Genomic DNA, 12,773 nt, shown 5'->3' on the forward strand with positions numbered 1-12,773 from the left:
GTATCGACACCGGTGAATCGGGAGATGAAAGCGGATGTGGCCGTCATCGGCGGCAGCGTCGGAGGCAGCGCGGCTGCAATGGCCGCATGTCGTATGGGAAAAAAAGTTATTCTATTTGAAGAATGTGAATGGGTGGGCGGCCAATTAACGTCCCAGGCGGTGCCGCCGGATGAGCATCCGTGGATCGAGCAATACGGATGTACGAGGAGCTACAGGCAGTTTCGGGAGCGCGTGAGGCATTACTATAGAAGTTATTTTCCGTTGACGAAGGATGCGGTAGTTCGTCCCCTGTTGAATCCCGGCAATGCCATCGTCAGCCGGATCAGCCATGAACCGCGGGCTGCCTTGGCGGCACTGCGATCGATGATGGCTCCTTACGAGCACAGCGGCCGACTGACGATCCTTACGGGATACCGGACGGAAGCGTGCGAGCGGGATGGCGACCGGGTGTCGGGCGTGACGCTTCGGTCGCTGAAGGATGGAGAATTACTAACGGTCACGGCGCCGTTCTTCCTGGACGCGACCGAATGCGGAGATCTGCTGCCGCTGGCACGCATCCCCTATGTGACGGGAGCGGAATCGCAGTCGGAAACAGGGGAGCCGCACGCGTTGGACGGTCCTCCCGATGCCAGGGATATGCAGGCGGTAACACACTGCTTTGCGATCGACTACATGGAAGGCGAAGACCATACGATCGAGAAGCCGAAGGATTACGATTTCTGGAAGGAATATCGCGCCGATTTCTGGCCGGACCGGCAGCTCAGCTGGTGTTCACCCCAGCCGAGGACGCTCGCACCGGTAGAATATTCGTTATTTCCGAGAGGCGAGATGTTCTCTTTGTGGCGCTACCGCAGGGTGATTGACGCAGCACTGTTTGAACCCGGCGCGTTCGAAAGCGACATAACCATTGTAAACTGGCCTCAGAACGATTACTGGCTCGGACCGGTAATCGACGTGCCTGAGGAAGAGCGGCAGCGTCATCTGGAAGGGGCAAAGCAATTGAGCCTGTCTCTCCTCTACTGGATGCAGACGGAGGCGCCTCGTCCCGATGGCAAAGCGGGTTATCCCGGGCTCAGGCTGCGTCCGGATGTGGCCGGCACCCGCGACGGGCTGGCCCAACAGGTGTATATAAGGGAATCAAGACGTATTCGCGCAGAGTATACGGTGGTCGAACAGGATTTGAGTCCCGATACGAGAGGGGAGCTGGGATCGGTACGTTATGCGGATTCCATCGGGATCGGATGCTACCATATCGATCTGCATCCGAGCACGTCGGGAAGGAATTACATCGACATCGCCAGCCTTCCCTTTCATATTCCGCTCGGTTGTCTGCTTCCCGAATCGGCTGTGGACAATGTGCTGCCGGCCTGCAAAAATATCGGAACGACGCACATTACGAACGGCTGCTACCGTTTGCATCCGGTTGAATGGAATATCGGGGAAGCAGCGGGGTTGCTGGCCGCATTCAGTTTAGAGCGGGGCTGTTCCCCAAAAAGGGTGCGCAGCGACGGCGGCATCTTGGAAAGCTTTCAACGGCTGCTCTTGCAGGAAGGCATTGAGCTGGCCTGGCCGCGGTAAACGTTTTGGAAACGGGAGGAATTGGAATGAAAATAGCCGTTATCGGCGGGGGGACGATGGGTATGACCTATGCCCGCAACATCGCCAAGATCGAAAACGTCCGGGCAGCGGGAATATGCGATGCCAATCGGGAGCGCGCGGAGCGGGCGGCCCAGGTATGCGGAACGAACGCTTATACCGATGCCGATGAGCTGCTGAGCAGCGAGCGGCCTGATCTCGTTTGTGTGTGTTTGCCGACGCCTCTCCATAAGGAGTTTGTGGGAAAGCTGGCCGGGCAGGGCGTGCATGTCATCTGTGAGAAGCCGATTGCGCTCGACCTCGATGAGGCCGATCAAATGATTGAGGTGTGCGCCCAACATGGAGTCCGTTTGTTTATCGGTCATGTGGTGCGGTTCTTTCCTGCTTATCGGGATGCCGCAGAGAGAGTGAAGGCCGGCGCGATCGGCAGTGCGGGCATCGCGCATTTCAAACGCTTCGGAGCATACCCCGAAGGCGAAGGAGACTGGTATCGCGACCGGGCGAAGAGCGGCGGCGTCATCATGGACTTGATGATCCATGACATCGATTTCGCCAGGACCGTCTTCGGAGAAGCAGAGTCCGTCTATGCCAATGTCAGCCGCACGTCTCATCCGGATATGGAATACGCCCAGGTAACGCTCCGCTTCAGCGGCGGAAGAATGGCCATACTGGAAGGGCTTTGGGGGTATCCGGGGGCGTTTACGACCGCTTTCGAAATCGCCGGCAGGCAAGGGGTCATCCGCTTCGACAGCAGTCAGGCGTATTCCCGGATGACAAAGGTTCACGGCGGTGAGAAGGGGCGCGCCGAGCCGGTGCAGGTTCCGAGAAGCACGATGCTGCACGATCCCTACCACGATGAACTGCTCCATTTCATCGATTGCATCCGAAGCGGGAAAGAACCGCTGGTCGGTGTGCGGGATGCGTATGAAGCGGTGAAAATCGCCCTCGCGGCCGAGCAGTCGGTTCGGACGAAACAGCCGGTCGGATTGGAGGATCTGCGATGACGATCGTTAAAGTAGGCATGATCAGCTTCGCCCACATGCACGCCGCCGGTTATTTGCGCGCGCTTCTGCAGCGCGGCGATGTGGAGGTGGTTGGTATTGCGGACGAGAACCGGGAACGCGTACGTCCGCTCACGGAGCAATACGGCATCCCTTATTACGCCGAAGCGAACGAGCTGTTACGCCAATCGCTCAACGCCGTCGTTATTTGCTCGGAGAACAGCCGCCACGCGGAACTGACGGTTTTGGCGGCGAATGCCGGCAAGCATGTGCTGTGCGAGAAGCCGCTGGGCGTCTCGGAAGAGGAAATGCTGGACATGATTCGGGTATGCCGCGAACAAGGGGTTCAACTGATGACCGCGTTTCCCTGCCGGTTCATCCCGGCCGTTATTGAAGCCAAACAGGAGATCGAGGCCGGGGCAATAGGAGACATCGTGGCCATCAAGGGGACCAACAGGGGGACAATGCCGCGCGGGTGGTTTATTGACCGGTCCTTCTCCGGGGGAGGCGCCGTTCTGGATCACACCGTGCATGTGATGGATCTGATGCTGTGGTTCACCGGAAGCGAAGCGGCAGAGGTTTATGCCCATGCCGAAACGCTGTTTCACGAGGTCGATATCGACGATGCGGGCATCGTCCATGTGCGGTTTGAGAACGGCATTTTCGCCACGCTCGACCCCAGCTGGTCCCGGCCGGAATCGTTCCCAACCTGGGGGGATGTGACGTTGGAGATCATCGGCACCAAGGGCGTGGCGACGATTGATGCTTTTGCTCAGAAGAATGAGATTTACAGCGATCTGCACGGCAAAGGGCAGTGGGCTTATTGGGGCGACAACATGGACACCGGCTTGATCGACGGCTTTATCGCGGCTTTGAAAGAAGGGCGTGAAGTCCCCATTACCGGAACCGACGGCTACCGGTCTGCGAGAATCGCGTTGGCGGCTTATGAATCCGCGCGGACGGGAGCCCCTGTCGTGATCGGACCGGCGTCCATGAAGGAGAGATCGTTTTGAGGACCGTATGGCATAGCCCGAGGCGGCAGCCGTTTCATATCGCGGGATTTCCTTGGCTGGAGCGGGACGGCGTTTACCGCAGATTGCCGCTCGACCCGGACGGTTCCCTTCCGCCTGCGGTCGAAGCGCTTGCCGGCTGCACGGCGGGGGGACAAATCCGGTTTCAAACCAATTCATCCCGGTTAGCCGTGAAGGTGCGTTTGACCGGCAAGGCGGATATGAACCATATGCCGGCGACAGGACAGTGCGGCTTTGATTGCTATATCGGAACGCCCGGCGGTTCGATATATTGCAATACGACTAAATATGACCATAGGCAGCCGGAATACGAAATTGTTTTATTCGAAAATTACGCCGGCGGCCTGAAACAGATTACGTTGTACTTCCCTCTCTTCATAGGAGTTGAGGAGGTGTTGATCGGCCTTGAATCGGGAGCGGTCGTTGCCGCTCCACCGCCATACGACAGCGGCAAACGGCTGGTGATCTACGGTACTTCGATCACGCAAGGCGCCTGCGCATCCAGACCGGGCATGGCGTACCCGAATATATTAAGCCGCAAGCTGAACGTCGAGTGCATCAATTTGGGCTTCTCCGGAAACGGGAAAGGAGAAGCGGTTGTAGCGCGCATGGTCAGTGAAATTACGAATCCGGGGCTTCTCGTATTGGACTATGAAGCGAATTGCGGCGGGCCCGAATTGCTGCAAAGCACGCTGCCGGCATTCATTCGCATTTTTCGCGGCATTCATTCCGGCGTGCCGGTTGTCGTTCTTTCACAAATCCGTTTCGCCGGGGAGATGTTCGACCGCGGTCTGCTCGACCTGCGGCTGACGTTGAAAAACATCCAGATGGAAACGGTGCGCGCTTTCCGGGAGCAAGGGGACGGGGAGGTTTATTTTCACGACGGCGAACAGCTGCTTGGAGACGATTTCCATGAATGCACCGTAGATGGCGTACATCCGACCGATCTCGGTTTCAGCAGGATGGCCGAACGGCTTGTCCCGGCGCTGAAGCCGTATTTTCAATGATTGAGGTGCTTGTGCATGAGCCGGACCGGAACGGGGCAAAGTTCGATCGGTTGGCGCACGGGGAAGGAGAGACGGGAAGGTGAAAACAGCGGTATATGATCCTTCGGGGCGAATGGAGCGGTATTTTCCCGGCGCCGAGTCGGTTGGAGATTTGACGGTTCTAACCGGACTCGATGCGGCTGAATACGGGACGGTTATTATTAACGGCTGGCATGCGGGCAAGCCCTTAAGGCTTGACTATGACGTTGCGGAAGCGTTGTGGCGGTTTGTGGAACAGGGCGGTCTTCTCTATGGCGAGATGGTGGAATGCGTAGACTTTCCATCCTCCCGTTTGTTCGGTTTCCGGCAGGATTTTCCCGCCACATTCCGGAGATTGGAGAAGCTGAAATCGGCGAAAGAAAATGTACATTGCCCGGGAGGAAGCCTGCTGGAGTGGAACGGGCCTTTCCTGACCGGATTCCATCTGTGTACCGAGGTGCTTCTGGAAATCGGCGCATTTGGCGAGACGCACCGGTCCGAAGGAGCCGGACAGCAACCCGCACTGATGACGAAGACGCTCGGCTCGGGCCGCGTGGTTTATGCCGCGATTCCGTTGTTCGCGAATGAACAGCCGTGGTCGCTCCGGCCTTATGGCTCATGGGCGGGGATGCTGTCCTTGCTCGCGATCGAGTACGGCTTGCCGTGCAGGTCGCCAGCGCCTTTGATTGGACTGCGAAAACAGAGCGTGGAGGCGGCAGTTGGCTCCGGCGTCCGGTGGTTTACGGATTCCGGCATAATGCCGGATCATGACGGATCCGGGGGCATATATGAGAACATCCACTCCTGCCGCGGCGACATAAGCCGCGATGTCCGGCCGGACTGCAACGCGCAAACGGCACTCATGTTTCATTTATACGGCCGTTATACGGGTGACGCCCGCTGGAGTGAAGTGTCGGCCAATATCGTCGACTTTCTGTTCCGTTCCGGGTTGCAGGATGACGAGGCCGGGTCGCCGACGTACGGATTTTGGAAGTGGTACCGGTTTCCGGCCGACAAGCCGGATCAGATCTTCAGCGACGATAACGCGTGGGTCGCCTTGGTACTGCTCTATTTGTACCGACAAACGGGCATCGAAGCATACAAGACAAGAGGCCTCATGACGGCCGAAGCGTTGTGGGACACGCAGAATAGGCTGGGACTGAGACGGGAGGTGCTGCTCGGCGGCGAGTTGCGCGACAAAGGGAAGGCGCATTTTGCCGCTTATGGCGAGAGCAACATGAACCCTCATTTCCAAAGCGTCGTACATGCCGCGTTCATCCAGGCGTACCTTGTTACGAACGACCGCAAATACGTGGAAAAGGCGCTGAAGGGCACTCATTATTTACTGGAGCATCGGGAAAAGCTCACGTATATGTACAGCAAAACCTCGGGATCCGCCCGGTTTCTTCTTGCGCTTTCCCATCTCTACGCGGTTACCGGGGACAAAAAGATCGAAAAAGGGTTATATGAGGTGTTCGATTATCTCAAGCTTCAACGCCATGCCTCCGGCGGCATCGAAGAGGCGGACAATCCGGATCCGGAGCGCTACGGAAAGGAAGACGCCGGCGTGTTCCTTTACAATGGGGAAGGGATTTCGGATCAACTGTATACGAACAATTTTATAGCGATGAACGGTTGGGAAGCTTGGAAAGCGACAAGGGACGAGAGCTTTTTCGGGTTTCATGACGACATTGCCGGATTTATGGCGAGCATTCAGATTGTCTCGGATCTGAAAGCCTATAACGGCGGATGGTTCAGAGCGTACGACTTGAACCGGCAGGAATATTTCGGGAACAATGGCGACACGGGCTGGGGACCGTACTGCATCGAAAGCGGCTGGACCAACGGGATAGCGGTTTCCGGGCTGTTGTTGAAGCTGTTGGATTCGTCTTTATTGGACTGATCCGTTCAAAACTCGGGTTGCCAGGAACGCAAGATTACGAGGAGGATCGCTATGATGGAGCGCCGGCGTGAGATGATGGTTGACCGTTTGCGTATTGAAGTATATCCCGATCGCCAACGAATGGGGGAGTCGGCCGGCAGAGCCGTCGCGCGACAACTGCGGCGGCTTCTCGCAGACCAGGATAATGTTCGCATGGTGTTTGCCGCCGCCCCGTCTCAGAACGAGTTTCTGTCCTGCCTGCGGGAGGAAGAGGGAATCGATTGGAAGCGGGTGACCGCCTTCCATATGGACGAATATATCGGTCTTCTTCCCGGAGCCCCTCAGTTTTTCAGCCGCTATTTGCAGGATCGTCTATTCGATCATGTCCGTCCCGGAACCGTTCATTTCATGCACAGCGAAGGAGAAGTTTCTAAAGAGTGCGCGCGGTACGGGGAACTGGTTCGGGAGGCCCCGATCGATATCGTCTGTCTCGGCATTGGCGAGAACGGACATCTTGCGTTTAACGATCCGCCGGTGGCTGATTTCAACGATCCGCATACGGTAAAGATCGTCGCACTGGATCCGAGCTGTCGGCAACAGCAAGTCAACGACGGCTGCTTCGCTTCATACAATAAGGTTCCCACGCATGCCTTGACGTTAACGATTCCGGCATTGATGGCCGGACGTTTCCTTTATTGCTCCGTTCCCGGAGCCGCCAAACGGAACGCGCTGACCGCTCTGCGGTCAGGCCCGGTCAACACAGCCTGTCCGGCCTCCATTCTGCGAACGCATTCGGCCTGTCGCCTGTTTGCGGATATGGATGCTTATGGAATGGAATAAGAAAATGGCGGTAACCGGACCATCCGTTTATCGCGGCCGTCATTACCGTCAAGGCCGTCCGATCGAAGTGAGGTGCGAAAACGGTCTGATCGCTGAAATTCGCGATGCCGGTGATACGGGAAACACAGCCGATAACGGAGAAAACGGATCGTTGTACTGGATAGCACCAGGCCTTGTCGATCTTCAAGTGAACGGTTATGGCGGGATCGATCTCAACCGGGAGCCTCTCAATCCTAAAGAGTTTTACGGTCTTATTCATACTTTGTGGTCGCTCGGTGTCACTTCTTTTTTGCCGACAGTGATTACGAACGAACCTTCCGCTATGGGAAGACTGCTGGCATCTCTGAATGAGGCGATAGTTGCTGCCGGTGCGAATAAGAGCCTTGGCGCTTCCGTTCCGGGAATTCATTTGGAAGGTCCCTTTATTTCGCCCCAGGATGGACCGCGGGGAGCACACGGGAAGACATGGGTGATGCCTCCGGACATCGAACGGTTGGAAGAATGGCATCGGCTTTCCGGAGAGCGTCTGCGAATCGTTACATTTTCCCCGGAATGGCCGGCTTCCGAAGCGCTCGCCCGGTGGTGCGGGAGACGAAACATTGTGGCGTCCATCGGTCATACGGCGGCAGACGGGGACCAAATCCGTGCAGCTGTCAAGGCGGGAGCGGCGCTGTCAACGCATTTGGGAAATGGCGCACATCCGGTGCTGCCCCGCCATCCCAATTACATTTGGGAACAGATGGCTAACGATGATCTTGTTGCCTGTGTGATCGCGGACGGCTTTCACCTGTCGGAGGCTGTGCTGAAAACGATCTATCGTGCCAAGGCGGGCCGGATGCTGCTGGTGAGTGACTCGGTTGCGGTCGCAGGCTTGCCGGCAGGCCGTTACCATTCGCCGGTCGGCGGCGATGTCGTGCTGTCTCAAGAGGGCAAGCTGTATTTGGCTGAGGATGAAAGATTGCTGGCGGGATCCGCGAAGCCTCTGATTAAAGGAGTGGAGCATCTGGCGTCGATAGGCCTGTGTGATTGGCAAGAAGCGTGGGAAATGGCGTCTGTCGGCCCTGCTCGTACATTGGGAATTCCGGCAGGCCAAGGCCTTGCAGAGGGCGCGCCGGCAGATTTTGTGTTAATGGAAACCAACGGCCTGTGTTTCTCGATCAAACAGACGGTCAAAAGAGGTCAGCCGGTATATGGCGGGTGAAAGATAAAAGCCGATCCTTGTTTATAACAAGGCTCGGCTTTTTTGACGGGATTAATCAGCAGCGTTGACAACATCAGGAAGCTGCGAATATACTGTATATAAATATATACACACTATTATCAATTTGAGGGGAGGCGGACCGTTTGGGCTTGTGGAAAGGCGCCTGGCGTTTGGCGAGCTTTGAGCTGCGGAGGTCCTGGGGCGGAGTGCTGCTGACGCTCCTCTTTTTCGCCTATATGGCGCTTATCGGCTCTCAATTGATTAATGAAGTGTTTAGCGGCGATTTGCCGCACGGGGTTGAATGGGCGCCGGATTTCATGTTGCTCACGGTCTTACCGAACACATTACGCGAGCCGCGCTTATTAAACGGATTCGCGTCCGGAATTTGACGAGCTGAGAAGGTGAAGCCGATGTGGATCCCGATACAGCTGAACGAGCAGAGCGCCGAGCCGTTATATTATCAGATTGAAGTGCAGTTAAGAGCCTTGATCGTAAGCGGGCAGCTGGCGGAAGGCACGCTGCTTCCGTCGATCCGCGAGCTGGCGAAGACGCTGAAGTGCAGCGTCATTACGGTGCGGCGGGTGTATCAGGATTTGGAGAACGAAGGACTGCTGCGCACCCGTCAAGGGACGGGCACGTTCGTGGCCAAGGTGGGCGATGAGGAGCGCCGCCGGCATCGGACCGAAGCGGTTGTCGAAACGTTGGAGTCCGCGGTCGACACGGGGCTGCAGGTCGGATGCGGCGAAGCCGAACTGAGGAAGCTTTTTGACGAGGTGCTCTCACGCAAGCTGGCGGATCGGCCCGAGCGGCCTCCGCTCGGTGGAGACGGCGGCAATGCATGAAACGGGAGAAGGAGCGGTTGAACGATGGGGAAGTATGCAGTTCGGCTGAACGGTGTGGAGCAGAAACGGCCGCATTTTCGGCTCGGGCCGATCGATCTGGATATACCGAAAGGGTATGTGACCGCGATTGTCGGTCCGAACGGCTCTGGTAAAAGCTCAACGTTCCGGCTGCTGCTCGATCTGGCGAAGCCGGATGCCGGCGAGATCGAGCAGTTGGGGGAACGGCTCGGCGTACGCGACGATGCGCCGCTGAAGCGGCGAATCGGCGGTACTGGTGAAAGAGCGGCTCGGGTCGGGGATACGGCGAGCGAGCCGGAATATCATCGAGTCGGGGGAAGGGAGCAGCAGAGATGAATCCTTTGAAGGTGGAGAATGTCGTCAAACGATACGGCGATAAGACGGCTGTGAACGGTCTTGGCTTCGAGGTTGCGAAAGGCGAAATTTACGGCCTGCTCGGCGGGAACGGCGCGGGCAAAACGACAACGATGCGGATGGTGCTGGGACTTATTTATCCGGATGAGGGGCGGATCTCGTATCACGGCAAAAGCTACGGCGGCGAGCAGCTGCGCGGGCTCGGCTACCTGCCGGAGGAGCGCGGGCTGTATCCGAAAATCAAGGTCAGCGACCAGATTATCTACTTGGCCCAACTGCGGGGGATGAACCGCAAGGAGGCGGACCGCAATTTGCGAAGCTGGCTGGAGCGGTTCAACGTTCCGGAGTATTACGACAAGCGTGTCGAAGAACTGTCGAAGGGCAACCAGCAGAAAATCCAGTTCATTGCGGCGGTTATCCACGATCCCGACATCCTCGTGCTGGACGAAGCGTTCAGCGGGCTGGACCCGGTCAATGTCGAGCTGCTGAAGTCGACGGTCAAGGAGCTGCGCGACGCGGGCAAGACGATCCTGTTTTCGACGCACCGGATGGAGCATGTGGAGGAGTTGTGCCGGAACATCACCATTTTGCACAAATCGAATCCGGTGCTGCAGGGCAATCTGAAGGAGATCAAGAAGCAGTTTCCGAGAGAGCGGGTGATGGTCAGCGTCGACGGCGAGCTGCAAGGGCTGGCGTCGCTGCCGGGAGTCGGCAAGGTAATCAGGCATGAGAACGGCTACGAGCTGACGATCGGCCGGGCCGAGGCGGCGCAATTGATTTTGCGGCATGCGATGGCCCAGGGCGAGCTGACCCGGTTTGAGATCATGGAGCCGACCTTGAACGAAATTTTTATCCGAACGGTAGGTGAGCGCATTGAATAGCTTTGTTACGGTCATGGCGTTTACGCTGCGCAACAAGCTGCGGACGAAAGCTTTTCTCATTACGACCCTGATTATTGCCATTATCCTCAGCGTGGTGGTCAACCTTCCTTATATCATCTCGGCATTTTCTTCCGGTTCGGTCGACTCGATCGGCTACATAGAGACGAGTGCGCCCAAGGTGACGGGGCCTCTGAAGGCGTACTACGACAAGCAGGAAGAGCCGGAGCTGAAGCTGGTTGCGTTCCCGGATGCCGGAAGCGCGGAGGCGAACGAGAAGGCGTTGAAGCAGGCGATCGCCAACGGGGATATCAACGGCTACCTGGCGTTCAGTCCGGGAGAGGGGGCCGATTTTCCGAAGGTGACGTACAAATCGGAGGAACTTCTCGCCATGGGCGCGCCGGGGTCGATCCCGACCGTGCTGCAGCAGATCAAGACGGAAACGGTGCTCAAGGACGCCAATTTGACCGATGCGCAGAAGGCGCAATTGTTCGCACCGGTGGAAATCGACAGCGTGCAGATTACCACCTCGGAGGGCGCCGGATCGGTCGGCGAGGGCAAGACGCCGGAGGAGCGCGGGGTCGCCATGGGGCTCGTGTACGTGCTTCTGTTCGTGCTGTTCCTCGGCATCATGGTCACCGGGCAGCTGATCGCGACCGAAATTACGGCCGAGAAAAGCTCGCGCGTCATGGAGGTGCTGGTCACCAGCGTCTCGCCGCTGAAGCAGATGTTCGGCAAAATCGCCGGCATGTTCCTCGTCGGCCTGTCGCAGATCGCGCTGTATGTGGTCGTGTTCCTGATCAACCTGTCGCTGCCGCATAATCAGGGCATGCTGGAGAGCATGAACATCGACCTTGGCGCGATCGATCCGCTGTTGATCGTGTATGCCGTCGTGTTCTATCTGCTCGGGTACTTTCTGTACGCGACGCTGTTCGCGGCAGTCGGCTCGATCGTCAGCCGCACCGAGGATCTCGGCCAGGCCGTCATGCCGCTCACGTTCCTGTCGCTCGGCGGCTTCTATATCGGCATGTTCGGTATGGCACAGCCGAACTCAACGTTCGTCGAAGCGGCTTCGTTCATCCCGTTCTTCACGCCGTTCATCATGTTTCTGCGGATCGGCCTGGCCGACCCGGCCATATGGGAGGTCGCGCTTGGACTCGGCTTGCTCGTCGTCTCGATCCTGTTCTTCGGCTGGCTGTCGGCGAAGATTTACCGCACCGGCGTGCTCATGTACGGCAAACGCCCGAGCATCAAGGAGCTGCGCAAGGCGATGAAGGCTTATAGGGTTTGAGCTATAAAATCGAGTCCGGGCTTGGAACAAGGAACAGATAATTCCTCCAGTTGACACGTGGGTTGTTGACAACAAATGTGAATATTTGATCGGCGTGGCCAAGCTGATAGCGGAAGGGAAGCTGACGAAGGAGCGGCTCGAAGGTGCGGGTGAGATCAAAAAGGTCGAAAAAATGCTCGCCGCCATCCGCGGCATTGGACCGTGGACGGCTAATTATCAATTCGTGATTCCCGACAAGAATACAAGCGCCTCCGATGGTTCGGGAATTAAAAACCAATCAACGGGGGAGTATATGGGATGGTGTGGTCCCCATCGAAGCGAAACAACAAACGGGGATCGATGACAACCTGAGTACGAGAAGTGAAGTCGTATTGCGACAATAAGCCTAACGATGTTTAACGCCAATATCCGAAAAACGGACATTGGCGTTTTTCCTAGAGCCGTAACATGTTTACTGTCAAATGCACGCACAACTTGGCGGCAAGGAACGATCTTTGAACGTTAAATGATTTTCATCTTGACATACCTACCAGGGGTATAGTATATTCTTTGCGAAAGGTGAACCGGATTGAAGGTCAGATCGGAGGAGTGAGAGGTCTTATTGAGAAAGGCGCCTACTGCGATGATGTGTTGAATCAGATTGCCGCCGTTCAGTCGGCATTAAACGGCGTCGGGAAAATTCTGCTGGAAGGACATATGAAAAGCTGCATGATCGAAAGAATTCAGTCTGGCGATGAGAAAGTCATTGATGAACTGTTGGTTACCGTTCATAAATTAATGAAATAGCGCAGAAGTTAGACGGTATAACGTGGAG

Annotated in this window: 13 protein-coding genes and 1 pseudogene; all 14 read left to right on the forward strand. The window is 56.8% G+C overall.

Translation table 11 applies throughout. The annotated features are described in order from the left end of the window. Positions 1 to 12 precede the first annotated feature (12 nt). A complete protein-coding gene (locus RWM61_RS03710; protein WP_313997530.1) occupies positions 13 to 1,578 on the forward strand; it encodes an FAD-dependent oxidoreductase in 1,566 nt (521 codons plus the stop codon). A 26-nt stretch (positions 1,579 to 1,604) separates the two neighbouring features. Beyond that, positions 1,605 to 2,600 (forward strand): Gfo/Idh/MocA family oxidoreductase, encoded by a 996-nt coding sequence (locus RWM61_RS03715; RefSeq protein ID WP_313997532.1) that lies wholly within the window; start codon positions 1,605 to 1,607, stop codon positions 2,598 to 2,600. Next, on the forward strand, positions 2,597 to 3,610 hold the full coding sequence (locus RWM61_RS03720) for a Gfo/Idh/MocA family oxidoreductase (RefSeq protein ID WP_313997534.1): 1,014 nt from the start codon (positions 2,597 to 2,599) through the stop codon (positions 3,608 to 3,610). The genes RWM61_RS03715 and RWM61_RS03720 overlap by 4 nt, the downstream gene beginning before the upstream one ends. Next, complete coding sequence (locus tag RWM61_RS03725) at positions 3,607 to 4,635, forward strand: SGNH/GDSL hydrolase family protein (RefSeq protein ID WP_313997537.1); 1,029 nt, start codon at positions 3,607 to 3,609, stop codon at positions 4,633 to 4,635. Before RWM61_RS03720 ends, RWM61_RS03725 begins: the two co-directional genes overlap by 4 nt. A gap of 79 nt (positions 4,636 to 4,714) precedes the next feature. Next, on the forward strand, positions 4,715 to 6,556 hold the full coding sequence (locus RWM61_RS03730; protein ID WP_313997539.1) for a hypothetical protein: 1,842 nt from the start codon (positions 4,715 to 4,717) through the stop codon (positions 6,554 to 6,556). A 51-nt stretch (positions 6,557 to 6,607) separates the two neighbouring features. Next, entirely contained in the window at positions 6,608 to 7,375 is a 768-nt protein-coding gene (locus RWM61_RS03735; protein ID WP_313997541.1) for a glucosamine-6-phosphate deaminase, read from the forward strand. Next, complete coding sequence (locus RWM61_RS03740) at positions 7,362 to 8,576, forward strand: amidohydrolase family protein (protein ID WP_313997542.1); 1,215 nt, start codon at positions 7,362 to 7,364, stop codon at positions 8,574 to 8,576. The genes RWM61_RS03735 and RWM61_RS03740 overlap by 14 nt, the downstream gene beginning before the upstream one ends. 143 nt (positions 8,577 to 8,719) lie before the next feature. Next, positions 8,720 to 8,965: a hypothetical protein gene (locus RWM61_RS03745; protein ID WP_313997544.1), complete on the forward strand. Its 246-nt coding sequence runs from the start codon at positions 8,720 to 8,722 to the stop codon at positions 8,963 to 8,965. A 21-nt stretch (positions 8,966 to 8,986) separates the two neighbouring features. Further along, complete coding sequence (locus RWM61_RS03750; protein WP_313997546.1) at positions 8,987 to 9,418, forward strand: GntR family transcriptional regulator; 432 nt, start codon at positions 8,987 to 8,989, stop codon at positions 9,416 to 9,418. Positions 9,419 to 9,442: 24 nt separating this feature from the next. Beyond that, positions 9,443 to 9,772 carry an ATP-binding cassette domain-containing protein gene (locus tag RWM61_RS03755; RefSeq protein WP_313997548.1) on the forward strand — a complete coding sequence of 110 codons (330 nt, stop codon included), beginning with the start codon at positions 9,443 to 9,445 and terminating at the stop codon, positions 9,770 to 9,772. Further along, positions 9,769 to 10,671, forward strand: a complete 903-nt coding sequence (locus tag RWM61_RS03760) for an ABC transporter ATP-binding protein (protein WP_313997550.1) — start codon at positions 9,769 to 9,771, stop codon at positions 10,669 to 10,671. Before RWM61_RS03755 ends, RWM61_RS03760 begins: the two co-directional genes overlap by 4 nt. Next, complete coding sequence (locus RWM61_RS03765; RefSeq protein WP_313997552.1) at positions 10,655 to 11,959, forward strand: ABC transporter permease; 1,305 nt, start codon at positions 10,655 to 10,657, stop codon at positions 11,957 to 11,959. The genes RWM61_RS03760 and RWM61_RS03765 overlap by 17 nt, the downstream gene beginning before the upstream one ends. Positions 11,960 to 12,044: 85 nt before the next feature. Further along, entirely contained in the window at positions 12,045 to 12,302 is a 258-nt protein-coding gene (locus RWM61_RS20205; RefSeq protein WP_399537829.1) for a hypothetical protein, read from the forward strand. A 212-nt stretch (positions 12,303 to 12,514) separates the two neighbouring features. Next, positions 12,515 to 12,745 (forward strand): annotated as a pseudogene (locus RWM61_RS03775) (metal-sensitive transcriptional regulator); the annotation flags it as partial. Positions 12,746 to 12,773: the final 28 nt, after the last annotated feature.

This window comes from uncultured Paenibacillus sp. (assembly GCF_963515335.1).
Classification (GTDB): domain Bacteria; phylum Bacillota; class Bacilli; order Paenibacillales; family Paenibacillaceae; genus Paenibacillus_I.